Origin of the sequence: Synechococcus sp. R6-5 (assembly GCF_047461775.1) — a bacterium.
In the GTDB taxonomy this organism is placed as follows: domain Bacteria; phylum Cyanobacteriota; class Cyanobacteriia; order Thermostichales; family Thermostichaceae; genus Thermostichus.
In genome coordinates this window covers 1-20,800 of sequence record NZ_JANSHV010000103.1, presented here as the reverse complement: position 1 = coordinate 20,800, position 20,800 = coordinate 1, and the positions used below count along the sequence as shown (strand labels likewise).

Here is a 20,800-nt window from a genome sequence, read left to right as displayed (position 1 = left end):
TACAGATACCCCCACATGGTGTATGATGAGAGTAGTTGCACAAAACGGCTTTGCCGGAATCTGGTGCAGCTACGCGGTGGGACATCCCGTGTCTGCTCGCAGAGGGTTCTTGCGTAGGCTCCCCGATGAAGCGAGAAGCCCACACTGTACCCGTAGGGTCAGTGATGGGAGTATGTCACGCCCAGAGCATCAACCGCAGCTCATAGGGATCGTGCATATCGGGGTGAAAGGGCAGCAAGCGGATGGCTAACCCTTGCAAGCCGCTGGCCTCATAGCAAATCTGGCCGGAAAAGATGGCCCGATCCTCCAGCGTCTCCACATAGCGCAGGGAGATTGCCTGTCCTTTCTGAATCTGGCCATCATCCTTGACCGGCCCCTGATAAGCTTGCACAATCACATCCTGAGGTTGCAGGGATCCCAGCCGCACTTCCACCGTCACGGTGAGGGGATCCCTGGCCATCACCACTTGGTCATCCTGTGCCAAGGCAAGGCCGGCAGCGGCAGCTTTCTTCGGGGTTTCGATCTGGACGTTGAGAACCTGGATGTTGTACCAATGCTCCTGCAGGTGGTTTTGCCAACGAACGAACTGGCGGGCCGACTCGAAGTGGTCACGGCGCATGCGGTCGAAGTAGTTGCTGAGAGGAATGTAGGCTCGCTGGACGTACTCCAACACCATGCGCTGCGTGCTGAACTGGGGGCAATTGAGGCGAATCGCCTGCTTCATGCGCTGGATCCACTGATGGGGTAGGCCATCGCTGCCGCGCTGGTAGAAGAGAGGGGCAACCTCTTGTTCCAGCAGGTCGTAGAGGGCATTCGACTCCACCTCATCTTGATAGGCGCGATCCTCATACTCCTCACCGCGGCCAATGGGCCAGCCGGTCTGGTAATAGTCAGCCTCGTCCCACCAGCCGTCCAAAATACTGAGGTTCTGTCCACCGTTGGCTGCCGCCTTCATGCCACTGGTGCCGCTGGCCTCCCGGGGGCGCAAGGGGTTGTTCAGCCACACATCCACCCCGGCCACCATCAAGCTGGTGACATACATGTCGTAGTCCTCAATGAAAACCAAGCGCTGGCGAAACTCCGGCTGCCGCGACACCTGCACGATCTGGCGGATCAGCTCTTTGCCGGGTATGTCGCGGGGGTGGGCCTTGCCGGCAAAGATAAACTGCATCGGGTACTGAGGATGGTTGAGCAAAGCCTTGAGCCGTTCCAGGTTGTGGAACAAAAGGGTGGCCCGCTTGTAGGTGGCAAAGCGGCGGGCAAACCCAATGGTAAGCACCTCCGGGTTGAGGGCCTCAGAGGCCCGTTGGATCTCAGCCGCTGAGGCAGCCCGTTTCTGGAGCTGTTCCATCAAGCGCTCGCGGGTAAAGTTAATCAGGCGGGAGCGGCTGCGCTCGTGGGCCCGCCACAATTCCCCATCCGGAATCCGATCCACCTTTTGCCAGAGGGGATCCGAAGGAGGAGCCTCTGCCCAATCCGGCCCCAGGTAGCGGTCGTAGAGGGCTTGGTTCTCCTCCCCCACCCAGGTGCGGACATGTACCCCGTTGGTGATGGAAGTAATCGGCACTTCTTCCAGCGGGATCCCAGGCCACAGCCGGCTGAACATCTTGCGGGAAACCGCCCCATGCAGCTTGCTCACACCGTTCACAAAAGAGGCCATGTTGATGGCCAGCACTGCCATGCTGAAGGGAGATTGGAAGTCGCCAGTATTTTCCCGTCCCAAAGCCAAAAAGCGCTCCCGGCTCAGGCCCATCTGGCTGTAGTAGAAGCCGAGGTAGTAATCGATCTTGTCGGGCGGGAATAGGTCGATCCCGGCGGGCACCGACGTGTGGGTGGTAAACATCTGGCTGGACTTGGCCACCTGCCAGGCCTCTTCAAAGCTCAGCCCCTGCTCCACCATCAACAGGCGAATCCGCTCTACTGCCAAAAAGGCCGAGTGCCCTTCGTTCATGTGGTAGACGGTGGGATGGATCCCAAGGGCGCGCAAAGCCCGCACGCCGCCGATCCCCAGCATGATCTCCTGGTGGATGCGCAGATCTTGGTCGCCGCCGTACAGCTCATCGGTGATGTCTTGGTCGTACTGGCTGTTGGGCTCGATGTTGGTGTCCAGAAGATACAGGGGCACCCTCCCCACCGTCACCTTCCAAATGCGGGCGAACACCTTGCGGTTGGGATAATCCACCTCAATGCGAATTTCGCGGCCCTCCGCATCTCTCTGCAGCTCCAGGGGCATGTTAAAGAAATCGTTAACTGGGTAGCGTTCCTGCTGCCAGCCGTCGGGGTTGAGGTACTGGCGGAAATACCCCTTTTGGTAGAGCAAGCCCACACCCACCAGGGGCAAGCCCAGGTCGCTGGCCGCCTTGAGGTGATCCCCGGCCAAAACCCCCAAGCCGCCTGAGTAGAGGGGTAGACAATCCGCCAAACCAAACTCTGCCGAAAAATAGGCGTAGCACTCTCCTTCCACCGCTTGGGCCGAACGATACTTGCGATACCAAGTGTCCTCCTGCAGGTAGCTCTGCAGTTGTTGGCTGGCCCGTTCCAACTGGGCCAAAAAGCCGGGATCCTCCGCCAACTCATCCAGCCGTTCCTGCCGGATCCGACCCAGAAGAGCCACCGGGTTGTGGGCACAGGCATCCCACAGATCGGGATCCATGCGCCGGAATAGGCTGCGGGTTTCTACGTTCCAACTAAAATGCAGGTTGTAAGCCAACAAGCGCAGACTTTCCAGCGGAGTAGGCAGGTAGGGAGTGACCTTAAACGTGCGTAGCGGCTTCATAAAGACTGGGAGGAGCGTTGTTTCCACTGTCAGGCTACCTTGCCCTCAGCCTGAGGGCGTGGCTTTTTAACTTGAATGTCGATTTGTAATCCAGTGGATGCCGAGCTGTAATCCAACGGCTGCTCGAACTCCCTCAGGGCTTTGTTTAGGATGGATCCGACTGCGCCCCTGGCCGATACGATCGCTGCCATTGCCACTGCGGTGGTGCCTGAACAGGGCAGCGTGGGGATTGTGCGCCTTTCCGGTTCACGATCCCTTTCCATTGTCCAAGCCATCTTCACCCCTGCCCGCCGCAACGCAGTCTGGGAGAGCCATCGGCTCCTCTACGGCTGGATCCACGATGAGAAAGGCCAAATTCTAGACGAAGCGCTGGCCGTTTGGATGCAAGCCCCCCGCTCCTACACCCGCGAAGATGTGGCAGAGCTGCATTGCCACGGTGGCATCATGGTGGTTCAGGCCACGTTGCAACAATGCCTGCGGCAGGGGGCGCGGTTGGCCCAGCCGGGGGAGTTTAGCCTGCGCGCTTTTCTGAATGGCCGCATTGACCTCACCCAGGCCGAGAGTGTGGCCGATCTGGTGGCGGCCCGCTCCCCTCAGGCGGCCCGGATGGCCCTAGCAGGCTTGCAGGGTAAGTTAGGGGGATCCATTCGCGCCCTGCGCCAGGAGCTGCTGGGTTTGTTGGCAGAAATTGAGGCTCGCCTCGACTTTGAAGAGGATCTGCCCCCCTTGGATGTTGCTGCTTGGCAGGCCCGGCTCCAAGCTATTCAAGCCCAGATGCAAGCCCTGCTGGCCACGGCAGAACGGGGACAACTGCTGCGCACCGGGGTGAAGGTGGCCATTGTCGGGAGGCCCAATGTGGGCAAGTCCAGCCTGCTCAATGCTTGGTCAGGACAGGATCGCGCCATCGTCACCGATCTGCCCGGCACCACCCGCGACGTGGTGGAATCCCACCTGGTGGTAAAAGGGATCCCCGTCCAGCTCCTGGACACTGCCGGCATCCGCGCCACCGAAGATCCGGTGGAACGGCTGGGGGTGGAGCGCTCCCAACGCCTAGCTCAGGCTGCCGATGTGCTGGTGCTGGTCATCGACGCCCAAGCGGGCTGGACGGCTGCCGACGCCGCCATCTACGAGTCGATCCGCCATCGCCCCCTCATCCTGGTGATCAACAAAACCGACCTCGCCCCGCCAGAGGGGATCCCTCTCCCCCCCGAGATTGCCCACCGCGTCCCCACGGTTGCCGCCCAAGGGAAAGGGATCCCGGAGCTGGAAGAAGCCCTGGAGCAGCTTGTCACCCAGGGACGTCCCCAGCCCAATCTGGAGATAAGCCTGAACCAGCGGCAGGCCGCTGCCCTCCAACAAGCCCAAGCCAGCCTGGAACAGGTGGGGCAGGCCATCCAAGCTCAGCTCCCCCTGGACTTTTGGAGCATCGACCTACGGGGCGCCCTGCATGCCCTTGGCCAGATCACTGGCGAGGAGATCTCGGAATCAGTGCTGGATCAGATTTTCAGCCGCTTCTGCATCGGTAAGTAACTCTATAGACTCCTCCTAACTCATACTCATTCTGAGTTTGTGTTACCATGGGCTCAGTTGGGAAGCCGAAGCGGATCCCCGATAATGGAAACACAATTAGGAGATTAGGCATGGTTACCGCCGAGAAAACCCGTCTCTACCCCACCCGGATCGACTTGCCGGCAGAGGCTCGCGCGCAACTGGTGGAGCTGCTCAACCAGTCCTTGGCAGACACGTTGGATCTGAAGACGCAGGTGAAACAGGCCCACTGGAACGTTAAAGGCATGCACTTCATCGCCTTGCACGAGATGTTCGACACTTTTGCCAGCACCCTGGAAAACTACGTGGACATGCTGGCGGAACGGGTTACGGCGCTGGGGGGCATCGCCCGCGGCACGGCTCGCATCATTGCCCAAACCTCCACCTTGCCGGAGTACGATCTGGCCGCTGAAGAGGGTCGGGATCACCTGCAGGCTTTGGCAGCCCGTTACGCTCAATATGCAGCTTCCGTCCGCCGCAACATTGACCGCACCACCGAACTGGGGGATGCCGACACAGCAGACCTGTTCACCGAGATCTCGCGCCAGATTGACAAAGATCTTTGGTTTATCGAGGCTCACCTGCAGGCGTGACGCCAGCGAGGCCAGTCACAGGCAAGTGGATCAAGCAAAATGGGCGTTAACGTTCCCCTCCTGTATTTGGTGGCTCTGGCCAGTATCCTCGGCGTGGCGGGCTTCTTTGTCCTGCGGGAGGTGCTGCGGGTACGGGCCCAGGAAAAGGTCATCCGTGAGCTGCAGCCCCGCCTGAGCAAAGGCAAGGGATCCCCGCAGGAGCACTACGAGTTGGGCAGCGTCTATCTGCAAAAGGGCCTCTACGACCAGGCGGTTGCCCAGCTCAAAAAAGCCCTAGAAGTGGCCGGGGAGAACATTCCCCCCGTCTGCAACGCCCTCGGTTTTGCCTACTTCAGCCAGGGGCAGTATGACTTGGCCATCCGCTACTACAAGGATGCCGTGGCTGCGGATCCCGGTTATGTAACTGCTTGGAACAATCTGGCCCATGCCTATGAGAAGAAAAATCTCTATGGCCCAAGCTTGGAAGCTTACGAAACTGCCCTGAAGTTGGATCCCCGAAATGCCATTGCTAAGCGGCGCTCGGAGTCTCTGCGCAAACGGTTGCAGCCCAGCCCCTGAGGATCCCATCTGCAATTTCATCCGCAGAAATACTCTTGACCGCAGCACAGTTGTCCATAGGAGTTGGCTCTAAAGACTCCATCCTGCCTGTGCAGGCACTTCCTTATCCTCTCAAAAGAAGATTGATAATACTGAAATCTTGAGTGCAAATGTAAGATCCGGTATCGTGTTGCCTGGGCTGGTATTATGTCTTAAATAAAACGAGAGGCCATTTCATGGATTCGCAATCGGTAGCACCTGTGGTTTTGGTGATCCTGGATGGCTGGGGTTATCGGGATGCTCTCGATGGCAACGCGGTGCTGGCTGCGGAAACCCCTGTCCTGGATAGCCTTTGGGCTGCCTATCCCCACACCCTGCTGCAAGCTTCGGGTCGGGCCGTGGGCCTGCCAGCAGGACAGATGGGCAACTCTGAAGTCGGGCACCTGACCTTGGGGGCAGGGCGGGTGGTGCCGCAGGAATTGGTGCGCATCAGCGACGCGATAGAGACAGGATCCCTCTTCCAGGATCCCTTGTTGATGCAAGTTTGTCGCCAGCTCAGAGAGCGAGGGGGCCGTTTTCACTTCGTTGGCCTTTGCTCCGAGGGGGGGGTTCACTCCCACATCGACCATCTCTATGGGTTGCTCAAGCTGGCGGCCCAGGCTGAGATTCCGGCCTATGTCCACGCCATCACCGATGGCCGCGACACCTTGCCCCGCGATGGTGCCAGGGTTCTGGCCGCCCTGGAAAAAGAGCTGCAATGGCTGGGCAATGGCGTCATCGCCACCCTGAGCGGACGCTACTACGCCATGGATCGGGATCGCCGTTGGGAGCGCACCCAAAAGGCCTACGAGATCATGACCCAAGACGGCCCTGGCCGTGGACAAAGCGCCGCGGAGGTGATGGAAGCTTTCTATGCCCAGGATCTCACAGACGAGTTCATCCCGCCCACCCGCCTGGCTCCGGGGGCTGTGCAGCCGGGAGATGCGGTGCTTTTCTTCAACTTCCGCCCAGATCGCGCCCGCCAACTTACCCAAGCCTTTGTCTGCCCAGACTTTTCGGGTTTTCAACGCCCCTTGCTGCCGGCTCTCACCTTCATCACCATGACTCAGTACGAGGCGGATCTGCCGGTGCAGGTGCTGTTCAAGCCCCAGAACCTGAATCACCTGCTGGGCCAAGTGGTGAGCGAGGCCGGCCTCAAGCAATTGCGCATTGCCGAGACGGAAAAATACGCCCATGTCACCTACTTCTTCAACGGCGGCATCGAGCAGCCCTTCCCCGGCGAAGATCGCATCCTGGTGCAAAGCCCGCTGGTGACCACCTACGACCAGGCGCCGGAGATGTCGGCAGTGGAAGTGACCGACAAGGCGATAGAGGCCATCGCCCGCCGCGAATACAGCCTGGTGGTGCTCAACTATGCCAACCCCGACATGGTAGGTCACACTGGCAACTACGAAGCCACCATCCGCGCCCTGGAAACGGTGGATCGCTGTTTGGGCCGGCTGCTGGCGGCAGTGGTAGATGCGGGAGGCACTACTTTGATCCTGGCGGATCATGGCAATGCAGAGCTGATGTGGGATGAGAACGGCAACCCCTGGACGGCCCACACCACCAACCCCGTTCCCTGCATTCTGGTGGAGGGGGAAAGGCGTAAAATCCCCGGCTGTGGCGGCGATGTCAAGTTGCGCTCCAACGGCACTTTGGCTGATGTGGCCCCCACCCTGCTGGAGATCTTGGGCCTGCCTCAGCCCCCCGAAATGACAGGACGCTCGCTTTTGCAGCCGGCAGAATATACCATTCTCCAGCGGCAACCCAGTCCTGTGGGGCGGTAGGTGCCAGGGATCCCTTACTCCGTCACTGGGATCCCTTCTTGGGCCAGCCATGCTGTTAGCTCTCCCCAGTTGCGATAGACAGCCAGAACCCGTGAGCGATCGGGGTGATAGGGGGCAGCCAAGCGCTCCAACTGCAAAAAGCGGGCCTGGGGAGGGATCACCGCCGCTTCGGGATCGGGGGGAGTGGGTCGGCGCAAGGAGCTGCTGTAGCCGCGGTAGATCAGCACCAGATCAGACTCTCCCTCGCTTTCCACCTCCACCCGCAGCACCTCTTGCGGGTGGTCTTGGCTATAGCGCTCCAAGGCCAAGGGCCAAGGCAGGGCCCTCATGCTTCCAGTTCCCCCTTATCAGTTCCAGGCCGCAGCCGCCAGACAAAGTAGAGGCTGTAGAGCAGGTAGGCCACCAGCCCCCAGGCCCCCACGCTCCCCAGCAGCTCCGGCGATACATTGGGATGGAAGATCTCCCGAAACCCCAGCGGTGGCCCAAACCAAGCCCGGCACTCCTCTGGCAGAGAAGTGCGGAAAGCACAGGGCACAAAGGCCCCCGAAAAGAGGATCCCGGCCCCCATATAACCAGTCAGGCCCCACCGCCAGAGCAAAAAGGCTCGCGCCGCCCAGGTTCTCGACTGCTCGAGAGCAGCACTCCAGTCCCGCCAAAACCAAAGACAAACCAAGATCAACAGCCGCGCCATTGCTCCACTGAGAAAGCTGACGGGCAGGCCCCCAATCATCAGGTACACCGTCACCGCCAAGAGGCTCGATACCCGCCAATAAACGATCAATAGCTGAATCAAGGGCCGCAACCCCACCGCAAAAGCCCAAATCAGCAGCAGCAATGGCATCACCACCGTCAGCGCCACTGCCAAGCGGTAGTCCAGCCAGATTGCATCCACCAGCCAACTCTGGGGAGTCATCCTCACCCTCTGCCACTCCTGCCCCTTAGTATATGAAACCTGGGGGATCCAGGACGGGACACAGAGAGTTACGGAATGTTAACGCCTGCTGACCATCCCCAGCAAAACTTTACACCAGACAGCTTTCAGAAAGTTTTCCATTTTGCCGCTACCGATCCCCGAAAGTGGTAGATTCTTAGCTAGCTCCTCAGAGGAGTATCCCTGTCGTTCGGAAGGCCAGCTGCCTGTCTGAGCGACCAGCGGAGTCTCCTTCAGACCTTGGCCCAACTTAATCTCATTAAGTATTGTTACTTAATCGTGTTATCTTGGGTTAAGGTCAAACCTTGAGAGGCATGACCTCGAAACCATGGCCCGTTCTTCCAGACTCCTCTCTCACAGTTCTACCCGTTGGAAGGCGACCCAGTGGAAGCCCAGACCACTGCCTCCCTTGGAGAATGCACCTCCTTCTCCGAAGCGGGAGGAAGAGACAGGGGATCCAGTTGCGTCAGAGCCACCCCTTGCCCTGGGGAAGCCCGATTTGGCGAGGAAGGTGAAGGGTGGAGCTAGGGGGGCAGCAGTTGCTGGCAGCGGGAGCTATGAAGCGCTGCAGCTGTGGCTGGTGCTGGTTACCTTGGGGGTAAGTCTGGCCATTGCCGTGGGAGTGGCCCTAGTTTACTCTCTGGGGGTAGCTGCCAACTACTTGCTGGGGGCGGTTGTTGGCGTGGTTTATCTGCGCATGCTGGGCCGCGGCGTAGCGGAGCTGGGCAAAAGCCGCAACCGTTTGGGGGTGACGCGTTTGGCTCTGTTTGTCGGGCTGATCGTTTTAGCCACTCAGGTGAAGTCTTTACAGATATTGCCCATTTTCCTGGGGTTCATGACCTACAAGGTCACCCTGCTCATTCATCTTGTCCAGACCTTGACCCGTTCATCTTCTTCTGTGTGATGCCCATGAACCTGTCCTTCTCCTCTCCTCCTCTTTTGGCAGAACTCGAGGTCGGCCATCACCTTTACTGGCACCTGGGCAAATTCACGGTTCACGGGCAGGTTTTGATCGCCAGCTGGATCGCCATTGCCCTGATCTTGACGGTGGTTATCTTGGGCACCCGTCAACTGCAGCGGGAGCCGGCTGGTCTGCAAAACTTTGTCGAGTATGCCCTGGAATTTGTGCAGAGCATTGCCCGTGCCCAGATTGGCGAGAAAAACTTCCGGCCCTGGGTACCCTATGTCGGCACCTTGTTCCTGTTCATCTTCGTCTCCAACTGGATGGGCAACCTCTTCCCCTGGAAGTTAATTCCCCTGCCGGAAGGGGAGTTGGCCTCCCCCACCAACGACATCAACACCACTGCCGGGTTGGCGCTGCTCACCAGCATCATGTATTTCGTGGCCGGCATCAGCAAGCGGGGGCTGTCTTACTTCAAAAAGTACATCGAGCCTACCCCGATTCTGCTGCCCATCAACGTTTTAGAAGATTTCACCAAGCCCCTTTCCCTGAGTTTCCGTCTATTCGGCAACATCCTGGCAGAAGAGCTGGTGATTGCGGTGTTGGTGTTGCTGGTGCCCTTGTTTATCCCCGTGCCGGTGATGGTTCTGTTCCTGTTTACGGGGGCGATTCAGGCTTTGATCTTCTCAACCCTCTCGGCAGCTTACATTGGAGAGGCGCTGGAAGGTCATGGAGGAGGGGATCACCACGATTGAGCCCGCTGTTTGGCCGATCACCTTGGCCTTTTCACGGAGGATCATCTCAAGTGGGCCAGCGCAAGGGATCCCTTCTTTTGGTAAGGTTTGTTGGGGCTGACAGATTGGTTCTGAAAGCCGCCGACAAGGGAGTGATTTGAGGCTGTAGTGTATCAGACCCGATCACCTCTGAAGCTCAAGAGACGTTGTTGTTGTGTCAATCACCAAGGAGCATCTCACTATGGATCCGTTAACCTCTGCTGCTTCTGTTCTGGCTGCTGCTCTGGCCATTGGTCTGGGATCCCTGGGCCCTGGGATCGGTCAAGGGAACGCTGCTGCTGCTGCGATGGAAGGGGTGGCCCGCCAACCTGAGGCGGAAGACAAGATCCGCGGCAACCTGCTGGTTAGCCTGGCCTTCATGGAAGCTCTGACCATCTACGGCTTGGTGGTGGCTTTGGTGCTTTTGTTTGCCAACCCCTTCGCCTAGTGTCCTACGGGGGCGGGCCGCAGCGATGGCTGAGGTGAACCACATCCGCCCCCCAACCCGGCCTGACGGTAGACCTAAGTTTCTGTTGGGGTCATAACACCCATGCTCTTCCAAACTCTATTGGCTGTTGAAGCGGCTGAAAAAGGTGGTCTTTTCGATCTGGATGCCACCCTGCCCCTGATTGCCATTCAGTTTTTGCTGTTGGTGGCAGTGCTCAACTCCCTCTTCTATGAGCCGGTTACGCGGGCTATCGACAGCCGCAGCGACTACATCCGCACCACTCAAGCGGAAGCCCAAGAGCGGTTGGACAAGGCGGTGTCGTTGACCCGACAGTATGAGTCTGAGATCAGCCAGGCCCGCTTGCAAGCCCAGCAGGTGATCGCTGAGGCAGAGGCTGCAGCTGCTCGCATTCGTTCCGAGAAACTGGCTGCTGTGCAGGCAGAGATCCAGCAGAAGCTGGAGGCGGCGCGGCTACAGGTCGAGCAAGAGAAGCAGGCAGCCCTCGAACAGCTGCAGCAGCAGGTGGATGCCATTGCCGCCCAGATTACCCAGAAACTGTTGGGCAGTGCTCGTTAGATCGCTGGTTGGAAGTACTTTTGGAGGAGCTTGCGATGCCTGTGTGGAGTTGGGTGGCCGGTTGGATCTTGGCTGTGGCCGAGACCACGGAGCTACTCCCAGAAGCCAAGGCAGGAGAGGGGGATCTCTTGGCCAAGATTCTCGAGAGCAACCTGATCAACATCGCGATCATTCTCACCTTGCTGTTTATCTTGGGTCGCAAAGTGGTGGGAGAAGCCCTGGCCAAGCGGCGGGAGGGGATCCTAGAAGAACTGCGGCAAGCGGAGCAGCGCAAACAGGAAGCCATCGAGAGGCTGGCGGAGGAGCAGCAAAAGCTGGCCCAGGCTCAGCAGGAGGCTGAACGTATCCGCAAGCAGGCGGAAGCCAACGCCGAAGCCCGTCGGCAAGAGTTGTTGGAGCAGGCGGAGCGGGAAGTGGAGCGGCTGCGGGCCAATGCCGAGAAAGAGTTGTCTAGCGAGCAGGAGCGGATTCTTCAAGAGTTGCGTCGGCAGATCGTTCGCCAAGCCTTGAGCAAGGTGGAGCAGGAGTTGCCGCAGCACCTCAACGAAGAGGTTCACCGCAGCTTGATCGAGAGAGGGATCCAAATGATTGCCCGCTAACTCTCAAGGAGGAGAAAGGTATGATCAGCAGCACAATGGCCGAGAAGGTGGTGGATCCCTATGCCGAGGCTCTCATTGCTCTTGGGTCAGGCCAGGGATTGCTGGACACTTTTGCCGCCGATATGTGCTTTATTGCCGAGGTTTTGCGGGCTACGCCGGAGCTGGGCCAGTTTCTCGCCAACCCGGTGATCAAGGCCGAGGCCAAAAAGAACCTGCTGCAGCAAGTATTTGCCGATCAGATCCACCCTCTGCTGCTGAATGCGCTGAAGTTGTTGACCGACCGCCGCCGTATCATGTTTCTCGGGGCCGTCTGCCGGCGCTTTTTGGATCTGCAGCGGAAGCTCCAGAACATCGTCCTGGCCGAAGTGACGACGGCGATACCCTTGACGGAAGCTCAGCAGCAGTCAATTCGCGAGCGGGTGATGGACTTCACGCGGGCCAGCGGCGTGGAGTTGCAAACTGCTCAGGATCCAGAGCTGCTGGGAGGGGTGGTCATCAAGATCGGATCCCAGGTGATCGACCTCAGCTTGCGTGGACAGTTGCGCCGGCTTGCCTTGCAGTTGGCCTAAGTTGGTTTTTGAGGATCCCTTCCCATTACTTGAGAGGACTGCTATGCCTACCATTCGCCCAGACGAGATTAGCACCATCATCAAACAGCAGATTGAGCAGTACAACCAGGAGATGCAGGTCTCCAATGTGGGGACAGTTCTGCAGGTGGGGGATGGCATTGCCCGCATCTACGGTTTGGATAAGGTGATGGCCAGCGAGCTGCTGGAATTTGAGGATGGCACCACCGGTATTGCCCTCAACCTGGAAGAAGACAACATCGGTGCCGTGCTGATCGGCTCCGGGCGGAATATCCAAGAGGGATCCACCGTCAAATCCACGGGCAAGATTGCCAGCATCCCGGTGGGGGAAGCCCTCTTGGGCCGCGTGGTGGATCCCCTGTGCAACCCCCTCGACGGCAAAGGCCCGATCCAGTGTACGGAGTCTCGCCTGATCGAATCTCCGGCACCTGGCATTGTCGATCGCCGCTCTGTGTACGAGCCCCTGCAAACCGGCATTACCGCCATCGATGCCCTGATCCCCATCGGGCGGGGGCAGCGGGAACTGATCATCGGCGACCGCCAAACCGGCAAGACCACCGTTGCTGTGGACACAATCCTGAACCAAAAAGGGCAGGATGTGATCTGCATTTACGTAGCCATTGGCCAGAAGCAGAGCACCATCGCCCAGGTGGTGGGCATCCTGACCGAGCGAGGGGCCATGGACTACAGCATTGTGGTGGCTGCCGGCGCCGATAGCCCGGCTCCGTTGCAGTGGCTGGCCCCCTATTGTGGTGCCACCATTGCCGAATACTTCATGTACCAGGGCAAACACACCCTGGTGGTCTATGACGATCTCTCCAAGCAGGCGGTGGCCTATCGGCAAATGTCACTGCTGCTGCGCCGTCCACCCGGTCGAGAAGCCTATCCTGGGGATGTGTTCTACCTGCACTCGCGGCTATTGGAGCGAGCCGCCAAGCTGAGCAGCCAACTGGGAGAGGGATCCATGACGGCACTGCCGATCGTGGAAACCCAGGCCAATGACGTGTCGGCCTACATTCCCACCAATGTTATCTCCATCACCGATGGGCAGATCTTCTTGGAATCGGATCTGTTCAACGCTGGCATCCGCCCGGCCATCAACGTCGGGATTTCCGTCAGCCGCGTCGGCTCGGCAGCTCAGACCAAGGCGATGAAAAAGGTGGCTGGCTCCATCAAGGTGGAACTGGCGCAATACCGCGATCTGGAGGCCTTTGCCCAATTTGCCTCTGACCTGGATGAGGCTACCCAAAAGCAGTTGGCCCGCGGCCAACGGCTGCAGGAGTTGCTGAAGCAGCCACAGTACTCTCCCCTGTCTCTGGATCAGCAGGTGGCCATTATCTATGCGGGGACGCGAGGCTATTTGGATGACATTCCGGTGGAGAAGGTCTCCAGCTTCAAACAGGGCCTTTTGGCTTACCTGGGCACCACCCATCCCAAGTATGGCGAGATCGTCCTCTCCACCAAGCAACTCACCGACGAGGCAGAAGAAATCTTGAAAACGGCCATCACAGAGTTCAAGCAGAGCTTCGTGGCCAAGGCAGCCTAGCCTGACGCGGATCCCTGTCAGCCACCGTTCGCGTTAGCAGGACGGAGTCCTTAAATAGAGGGAATAGGTTATGGCAAATCTCAAGCGTATCCGCGATCGCATCAAAGCGGTCAAAAACACCCGCAAAATCACCGAGGCCATGCGGCTGGTGGCAGCAGCCCGAGTGCGGCGCGCCCAAGAGCAAGTGATGGCCACCCGTCCCTTTGCCGACCGACTGGCCCAGGTTTTCTATCGGCTGCAAACTCGGCTGCGGCTGGAAGATGTCAACTTGCCTCTGCTGAAGCAGCGCCCCATCCAGACGGTGGGGCTGTTGGTGGTGGCCGGGGATCGGGGCTTGTGCGGAGCCTACAACGCCAACGTGATTAAGCGCACCGAGGAGCGGGTTCGCGAGCTGCAGGAGACAGGGCAGCAGGTGCAGCTTTACCTGGTGGGCCGCAAGGCGGTGCAGTATTTCCAGCGGCGCTCCGCTCCCATCGCCAAGACCTACGTGAATTTGTCGCAGATCCCCACGGCGGCTGAGGCTGCCCAGATTGGGGATCAGCTCCTCTCGGCCTTCTTGTCGGAGAAGGTGGACAAGGTAGAGCTGCTCTATACCCGCTTTGTCTCTTTGATCAGCTCCCGTCCGGTGGTGCAATCCCTGTTGCCCCTCGATCCGTCGCGGTTGGCCACTCAAGACGATGAAATTTTTCGTCTTTTGGTGCGGGGCGGAGAGTTTACTGTCGAGCGCAGCAAAGTCATCGCAGCGGTCTCGGCCCCACCTCAGGACATGATCTTTGAGCAGGATCCCGTGCAGATTTTGGATGCACTGCTGCCGCTGTACCTGAACAACCAGTTGCTACGGGCCTTGCAGGAGGCGGCGGCCAGCGAATTGGCAGCTCGCATGACGGCCATGAACAACGCCAGCGACAATGCCAGCGAGCTCATTCGCACGCTGGGTCTTGCCTACAACAAAGCTCGCCAGGCGGCTATTACCCAGGAGATCCTGGAGGTGGTGGCCGGAGCGGAGGCCTTGTAGGGTTCTCAAAGGAGATCCCCTGAGGAGCCGAGGTTGCGTTGCCGCGCCATCTGGGAGTTGAGCAGAACCACCGGCAAAATCCCCACCAAGACAATGGCCAAAGCCGGTGCCCCTGCCTCCGCGAGACGCTCATCGGCTGCCAAACGGTAGGTTTGCACCGCCAAGGTGTCGAAGTTGAAAGGCCGCAGCACCATCGTGGCCGGCAGCTCCTTCATCACATCCACAAATACCAGCAGCATAGCCCCCAAGAGGCCACCCCTCATCAAGGGCAAATGCACCTGCCACAGGGTGCCCAGGGATCCCTGTCCCAGGCTGCGGGCTGCCTCATCCAAACTGGGGGGAATGCGCAGCAGCGTGGCCTCGACGGTGGCCAAAGCCACGGCCAAAAACCGCACCAGGTAGCCGAACACCAAAGCCGTGAGGGTGCCACTGATCACCAGGCCAGGTGGCTGTTGCAGCACCACCTGCCGCAGGTAGCTCAGCAGTTGATCCAACCACCCTAGGGGAATCAGAACCCCCACCGCGATCACCACTCCCGGCAGCGCGTAGCCCAGAGAAGACAACTGCACCGCCAGCCGCAGGCCCCACGGGGATCCCGCCCGTCCTAGCCCCTGCATGCGCAGCCCGTACAGCACCACCACCGACACGGAAACGGCAATGACAGCCGTGATGGTGGATAGCCAAAAGCTGTTCTGGGCGTAGCTCCAAAAGCGGCGACCCAGCTCCCCCTGCCGCAGGGTCATATTGAGCAGAATCAAGGCCGGAACGACGAAGCCCAGCCCAATTGGGATCCCACAGGCTAGCCAAGCCCCCACCGCCCGGATCCCTTGTAGGCGGTAACGGGTTGGGGTGGGTTTGAACCCTTGGCGATAGTAGCGCGCCCGCCGGCGGGAGACCTGCTCCATCGTTATCAGCAGCAACACCAGCAGCAACAGCAGCGCCGAAAGCTGAGCCGCCGCCACCGGATTGCCCAGGGCCGTCCAGGTGCGGTAGATGCCGGTTGTAAAGGTATCTACCCCGAAATAGCTGACGGTGCCGAAATCGTTGAGGGTTTCCATCAAGGCCAGCAGACAGCCGGCCACGATCCCCGGTCGGGCCAGCGGCAAAGCCACCTTGAAAAAGCTGGCCCAAGGCCCATAACCCAGGGAGCGACTCACCTCCAAACAGGCTACCGACTGTTCCTGAAAGGCCAGCCGGGCCGAGAGGTAAACATAGGGATAGAGGGTGAGGATCAGCAGCAGGATCGCCCCCCACAACGAGCGAATGTTAAGGAACCAGTAGTCGCCGATCCCCCAACCTGTTACCCGCCGCAGCCAGATCTGGAAACCGCCGGTTACCTGCAAAAAATCGGTGTAGGCGTAGGCCAACACATAGGTGGGGGCCGCCAGGGGCAGCACCAACATCCACTCCAGCCAGGCCCGCCCCCAAAACTGACACATGGTCACCAGCCAGGCAGTGCCACTGCCCACCAGGATGACCCCCGCCGCCACCCCTGCCATCATCACCAGGCTATTGCGCACATAAAGCCCCAAGACCGTATCGGCCAGGTGCTCCCAAACCTGCCGCTCGTCCGCAAAAAGGCTGAGCAACACCGTAAGGACAGGAACGAGAATGAGACCGCTGAGGGTCAGAGTCAGAAGCGCCCAGCCGTTCAGAGGAAAGAAGCCACTTCCCGGCAGAGATTTGCTCAACAACTTCAACCTCATCTCTTTGTCCATCTCAACAGGCGGGAGCTACCTCTTGAGCAACTCCTGGGGAAGAAAAGGGGATCCTCCAGGGATCCCCAACCAAGTTTTCTCTCAAAACAAGCTCTTGGGCAGCTTAACGAAATAAACGATGTTCTCGTCTTGCTTGTTACCAAGGTAAGGCATAGTTTTTTCTTGAACCGCGCCCTTTTCCGAGACGATGCCAAAGTCGTCGTCGTTAACTATCGCTAGGGTAGTTGAGTTGAGAATGGCCAACCCCTCGGGCTTGTCGTGGGGATAATTGGGGATCGACATAATGTCAAATACTTCTTCTTTGTTTTCTGTGTTCAAGAGCAGATCCCGCTTTGGAACAGGAGCCTTTTCGGGAAGGTTTTCAATTGCCTTTGCCGGGCTATTGGTGTAGAAAGAAGTTAAAGAAAGCAGGAGCAAGAACAAGCCTGCTGTTCGCAGTTGTTTCATTTGGCAAACCTCCAGAAGCTTTTGAAAAAGAAAGACAGGACGCCTGAGCGGCCTCGAACGGAAGCAACGCCGTCCTAGAGTATCGACGCTTGGCCAAGAACCGTCAAGCTGCTTAACGTTCACGGCGTCAAGCAATGAAAGGCTGCACTCAGGGCCTGTCCTGGAGGCCTGATCTACTTCCAACCGGCCCGATCCATTACCTTTAGGGCATCAGGGGTGACGCGGCCAATGCTGGCGGCGTTGATCGTATCTTCCTTAAAGGTGCCAAAGCTGGCCACCAACGAGTCGATCTCAGCCCCGGGCAGTACCGGGTACTCATTGTTGCTCTGGGCAAAAATGGCCTGCGCCTCTGGCCCGGAGAGAAACTCCAAAAATTGGATGGCCGCGTCTTTGTTGGGAGCTGTTTTCAGAATGCCGGCCCCGCTGATGTTGACGTGGGTGCCACGATCCTGCTGGTTGGGGAAGAAGACGCCGATTTTCTCGGCTACGGCGCGCTCTTCTGGATTGTCGGATTTGATCAAACGCGGCAAATAGTAGGTGTTGGCCAGAGCCACATCTCCCACTCCGGCGGCCACGGCCTTGATCTGATCCGTGTCTCCCCCTTCCGGCGGACGAGCAAAATTGGCTACTAAACCCCGTGCCCATTGCTCTGTTTCCGGGATCCCGTGGGCCAAGATGATCGAAGCCGTCAAGGATTGGCTGTAAACGTTGCTGGAGGAGCGGGTGAGCACCTTGCCCCGCCATTTGGGGTTTGCCAAGTCCTCATAGGTGGACAACTCCTTGGGATCCACCTTGTCTTTGTTGTACATGATCACCCGCGCCCGCTTGGTGAGGCCAAACCAGTACCCCTCTGGATCCCGCAGAGACTCGGGAATATTTTTGGAGAGCGTCTCCGACTGGATGGGTTGAAACAGGCCCTCGTTCTGAGCCCGCCACAACCGGGCAACATCCACCGTCATGAAGATGTCGGCGGGGCTGTTGGATCCCTCGCTGCGGATGCGCTGGACGATCTCATCGGCGTTGCCCTGCACCCAATTCACGGTAATGCCCGTTTTCTGCTGGAAAAGTTCGTACAATTTCTCGTCTGTGCCGTAGTGCCGCGAGGTGTAGAGGTTCACTTCCCGATTGGCGCCATGGGCCGGACGCAGAAGAGACCCTGCTGCCAGAGCCGCAGAACCTAGCGTGGCTCCACTGACAAATTGCCGTCGCGATAAGCGCATACCCAACTCCTAAGTTCAAAAACATCTCAAGAGACACAGCTCCACCGGCCAAGCTGGCCATGCCTCTCTCTGAGAAAAAACCTGAAAGCTACGCCCAAAGGACAAAGGCGGTTCCCGCAAATCTCACTCTGTTGACCCTCATCTTAGGCCAGCTTTATTGAGACTTTTATTCAAGAACCTCGCCTTGGGGCAATGATAGAGGATCTCAAGTACCGGGTCAAGCTCTTAGAAGTTTTTCTCATCTCTCACCCTTTGGGATGGAACTGGCCAACTTCCCCCTGTTCTCGACAGCACTCGAGATGGCCGGCGACCCAGCCGATCTTGCCGATCTTGTTGAGCAATCGGTCTGTGGCCGGAGCCCCGCGGAGCAGTATTGACAACACCCGCAAAAGCTGGAAGGGCTTCGGGTATAACGGGAGCAGGGTAAATGACAGAGCTATGGTGAGCTCCCTTTCTGGACTACCTCAGGCGCAGGTGCAAGAGAATAGCAGGGATCCAGGTGTCTCTATCCTGGTCTGCGGCTACAACGATTTGGTGGAGCTCACTCTCCAAGCCCTAGAAGCTTTTGGACATCGCGCTGTAGTAGTTGCTCCCGATCTGCCCCCTCATTTGGAAGAGCAGTGGCAATACCTACAGGCGGATCCCCGCCAGCCGGGGGTGTTGCAGCGGGCTGGGATCGAGCGGATTAGGGTGGCGCTGCTCCTGGAGGACAGCGACCAAGCCAATTTCGAGCTGGCTTTGCTGATTCGAGATCTCAATCCACAGGTGCGTGTCGTCTCCCGTCTGTTCAACCACAGCCTTGCCCGCTATCTCGACTCGGCTTTGCCGCAGCATTTTTCCCTATCGGTGGCGGCTTTGGCTGCCCCGGCTTTTGCCCTTAAGGCTGTTTCCGACGAATTTGTTGGCTACTTTGAGCTGCCCCAGCTGGAAGCCCAGCCGGCCACGCTTCCGCCAGAGCTGGCAGATCCGGCTTACTTTGTCTCAGACCGAGAGACCACCCTCTGGAACGTGGTAGAGCTGACCATCGGATACAACTCCCGCCTGCTGCATATGCCCCTCTCGGAGCTGGAGGAAACTTTTGGGGCGCGGGTGCTGTTTCATTACCCGGTGGATGGGCTTTCTAACTTTTCCAAACAGCGAGTTTTCGACGACTTTGACCACGAGGCAGAGCTGCTGGAGGGGGATCGCGTTTTGGTCATTTGCGATCCCAGAGCCTACCTGCAACTGTTGGAACGCAATGGGCGACGGGGCTCCTCACGGGCACAGCGCTGGGCCAGCGGCCAGATGCAGGACAAGCGACAACAACGGCAAGGCAGGTCGTTGGGGCGGGGATCCCTTGGGTCTTGGCTGCGCAGAGGAGTGCAGGGACTCCTACAGGTCAAGCCCATCGTGCGCACCCTCACCTTCACCTTGGGGGCCATGCTGGTGCTGGGGGTGATCAACTTCAGGATGATCGGCAAACCCCTCATCGATGGGCTTTTGCTGACGATCGTGGTGCTGACAGGGGGCTACGGGGATATCGAGGCTTTTCAACAGCCGGAAACACCGCTGGGGGTGAAGGTGCTGGCGGTGATGATGACCTTGGTGGGGGCTGCCCTGGTGGGGTTGATTTACGGCTTGGTGACCGACAAATTGGTGAGCAGTCGCTTTGGCTTGGGTCGGGCTGCCCGTATGCCCAAAGAGGATCATGTGGTGATCGCAGGGTTGGGGCGGCTGAGCTATTTGGTGCTGCAGTTGTTGCGGCAGATGGGCTACGAGGTGGTGGTGGTGGATCCCAATAGCGAGAACCCTCTCTTGGAGGCAGCGGAACGGGAGGGAGCGGTGGTGGTTCGTGGGGATTATGCCCTGGCAAGCACGCTGCAGCAGGCTCGCATTCAAGGCAGCCGCTGCCTGATCTGCACCACCCCTGACGATCTCACCAACCTGGAGACGGCCCTGACGGCCCACAGCCTGCAGCCGGGGATCCGCACCATTTTGCGGGTTACCGATCCCGAATTGGCGGCTCGCATGCAGCGCCACATGCAGACCCTGGGGATCAGCTACAGCGCTACCGGGCTGGGGGCACGGGCTTTTGCCACCGCAGCACTGGTGGGATCCGTCTACGGCACCCTGGCTTGGCAGGGGGAAACTCTGCTGGTGACGCTGCTGGAGGTCTCGGCCGATTGCCACTACCTGGGGCTATCCTTGCGCCAACTGGCCCAGGACTATGACCTGGTGATCTTGCTGCATCGCTCCCGACCGGGGAAACCCTGTGTTTTTCCCAAGATCTGGCAAAAAGAGGGCAAGACCCTGTTGAAAGAAGGCGATCAACTCTATGTGATGGGAACGGTGGAATCCCTGATTCGCTTAACCCAAGGACGGCCTCTTCCCCCAGAGCTGTATCAGGTGCGCCTCCTAGAGTATCGCAACCCCTATTTTGAAGAGGAGATCCTCTCGGCTTTATCGTTCTACGCACGCCTGCCCAAAACGGCCCTGAAACCCCTATTGGGCTGTCTGCCGGCGGTGGTGAGCCCACCCCTTCCCCGCGACAAGGCAATCAAGTTAGCCCGCCAACTGCGCAAGATGAGCACTGAAGTGCAGGTGTTTGCCCAGGCGCAGCCTGCCCATTGGATCCCTGCAGCCATGAACGAAAACAGCGAGAGTAATCTGAATTGATTTGGACACTGTTCTGTTTATTGGTCTATTCTGCACTCCGTAGTCCAAAACATCTCGTTATGGGCAGTTGGACATTCAGCTAGAAATCGCAGGAGCCCCGC

At 58.8% G+C, this 20,800-nt stretch carries 19 protein-coding genes; 13 read left to right on the top strand and 6 right to left on the bottom strand.

From position 1 onward, the window contains the following. Positions 1-175: 175 nt before the first annotated feature. Positions 176-2,776, bottom strand: coding sequence for an alpha-glucan family phosphorylase (glgP, locus tag NW818_RS06170; protein WP_414424090.1), 2,601 nt, complete (start codon positions 2,774-2,776; stop codon positions 176-178). Positions 2,777-2,926: 150 nt separating this feature from the next. Between glgP and mnmE the strand changes: the two genes are divergently transcribed. The 4 genes from mnmE to gpmI all read left to right on the top strand — a co-directional run bounded on the left by mnmE (position 2,927) and on the right by gpmI (position 7,283). Then, positions 2,927-4,306 (top strand): tRNA uridine-5-carboxymethylaminomethyl(34) synthesis GTPase MnmE, encoded by a 1,380-nt coding sequence (mnmE, locus tag NW818_RS06165; protein ID WP_414424089.1) that lies wholly within the window; start codon positions 2,927-2,929, stop codon positions 4,304-4,306. Between the two features lie 110 nt (positions 4,307-4,416). Continuing rightward, positions 4,417-4,917 carry a DNA starvation/stationary phase protection protein Dps gene (dps, locus tag NW818_RS06160; RefSeq protein ID WP_414389222.1) on the top strand — a complete coding sequence of 167 codons (501 nt, stop codon included), beginning with the start codon at positions 4,417-4,419 and terminating at the stop codon, positions 4,915-4,917. 39 nt (positions 4,918-4,956) lie between these two features. Then, positions 4,957-5,475, top strand: a complete 519-nt coding sequence (locus tag NW818_RS06155) for a tetratricopeptide repeat protein (RefSeq protein WP_011434229.1) — start codon at positions 4,957-4,959, stop codon at positions 5,473-5,475. A 215-nt stretch (positions 5,476-5,690) separates the two neighbouring features. After that, positions 5,691-7,283 (top strand): 2,3-bisphosphoglycerate-independent phosphoglycerate mutase, encoded by a 1,593-nt coding sequence (gene gpmI, locus NW818_RS06150; protein WP_011434228.1) that lies wholly within the window; start codon positions 5,691-5,693, stop codon positions 7,281-7,283. Positions 7,284-7,297: 14 nt separating this feature from the next. Here gpmI and NW818_RS06145 read toward each other — a convergent pair whose 3' ends face one another. Then, positions 7,298-7,612, bottom strand: coding sequence for a hypothetical protein (locus NW818_RS06145; protein ID WP_414330481.1), 315 nt, complete (start codon positions 7,610-7,612; stop codon positions 7,298-7,300). Beyond that, on the bottom strand, positions 7,609-8,196 hold the full coding sequence (locus tag NW818_RS06140; protein ID WP_011434226.1) for a DUF3177 family protein: 588 nt from the start codon (positions 8,194-8,196) through the stop codon (positions 7,609-7,611). The genes NW818_RS06145 and NW818_RS06140 overlap by 4 nt, the downstream gene beginning before the upstream one ends. 517 nt (positions 8,197-8,713) lie before the next feature. Here NW818_RS06140 and NW818_RS06135 point away from each other — a divergent pair. From NW818_RS06135 to NW818_RS06100, 8 genes are all read left to right on the top strand, one after another. Beyond that, positions 8,714-9,118, top strand: a complete 405-nt coding sequence (locus NW818_RS06135) for a hypothetical protein (RefSeq protein WP_238376806.1) — start codon at positions 8,714-8,716, stop codon at positions 9,116-9,118. Positions 9,119-9,123: 5 nt separating this feature from the next. Then, positions 9,124-9,870: a F0F1 ATP synthase subunit A gene (gene atpB / locus NW818_RS06130; RefSeq protein ID WP_414349847.1), complete on the top strand. Its 747-nt coding sequence runs from the start codon at positions 9,124-9,126 to the stop codon at positions 9,868-9,870. 220 nt (positions 9,871-10,090) lie between these two features. After that, complete coding sequence (gene atpE, locus NW818_RS06125; RefSeq protein WP_235280127.1) at positions 10,091-10,336, top strand: ATP synthase F0 subunit C; 246 nt, start codon at positions 10,091-10,093, stop codon at positions 10,334-10,336. 102 nt (positions 10,337-10,438) lie between these two features. Then, positions 10,439-10,912, top strand: coding sequence for a F0F1 ATP synthase subunit B' (locus NW818_RS06120; protein ID WP_414349846.1), 474 nt, complete (start codon positions 10,439-10,441; stop codon positions 10,910-10,912). 35 nt (positions 10,913-10,947) lie between these two features. Further along, a complete protein-coding gene (locus NW818_RS06115) occupies positions 10,948-11,511 on the top strand; it encodes a F0F1 ATP synthase subunit B (RefSeq protein WP_414424088.1) in 564 nt (187 codons plus the stop codon). Positions 11,512-11,531: 20 nt separating this feature from the next. Further along, the gene (gene atpH / locus NW818_RS06110; RefSeq protein WP_414424087.1) at positions 11,532-12,080 is read left to right on the top strand and encodes an ATP synthase F1 subunit delta; all 549 of its coding nucleotides are present in this window, start codon (positions 11,532-11,534) and stop codon (positions 12,078-12,080) included. A gap of 43 nt (positions 12,081-12,123) precedes the next feature. Beyond that, positions 12,124-13,644, top strand: a complete 1,521-nt coding sequence (atpA, locus tag NW818_RS06105) for a F0F1 ATP synthase subunit alpha (RefSeq protein ID WP_011434218.1) — start codon at positions 12,124-12,126, stop codon at positions 13,642-13,644. A 70-nt stretch (positions 13,645-13,714) separates the two neighbouring features. Continuing rightward, entirely contained in the window at positions 13,715-14,659 is a 945-nt protein-coding gene (locus NW818_RS06100) for a F0F1 ATP synthase subunit gamma (RefSeq protein WP_414330493.1), read from the top strand. A gap of 5 nt (positions 14,660-14,664) precedes the next feature. Here the strand turns inward: NW818_RS06100 and NW818_RS06095 are convergent, their stop codons facing one another. From NW818_RS06095 to NW818_RS06085, 3 genes are all read right to left on the bottom strand, one after another. After that, a complete protein-coding gene (locus NW818_RS06095) occupies positions 14,665-16,365 on the bottom strand; it encodes an ABC transporter permease (RefSeq protein ID WP_414424086.1) in 1,701 nt (566 codons plus the stop codon). A gap of 93 nt (positions 16,366-16,458) precedes the next feature. Beyond that, the gene (locus NW818_RS06090) at positions 16,459-16,824 is read right to left on the bottom strand and encodes a hypothetical protein (protein ID WP_414344453.1); all 366 of its coding nucleotides are present in this window, start codon (positions 16,822-16,824) and stop codon (positions 16,459-16,461) included. A gap of 173 nt (positions 16,825-16,997) precedes the next feature. After that, positions 16,998-18,050, bottom strand: coding sequence for a Fe(3+) ABC transporter substrate-binding protein (locus tag NW818_RS06085; RefSeq protein ID WP_414344452.1), 1,053 nt, complete (start codon positions 18,048-18,050; stop codon positions 16,998-17,000). A 432-nt stretch (positions 18,051-18,482) separates the two neighbouring features. Between NW818_RS06085 and NW818_RS06080 the strand changes: the two genes are divergently transcribed. Further along, positions 18,483-20,699 carry an NAD-binding protein gene (locus tag NW818_RS06080; RefSeq protein ID WP_414344451.1) on the top strand — a complete coding sequence of 739 codons (2,217 nt, stop codon included), beginning with the start codon at positions 18,483-18,485 and terminating at the stop codon, positions 20,697-20,699. Positions 20,700-20,800: the final 101 nt, after the last annotated feature.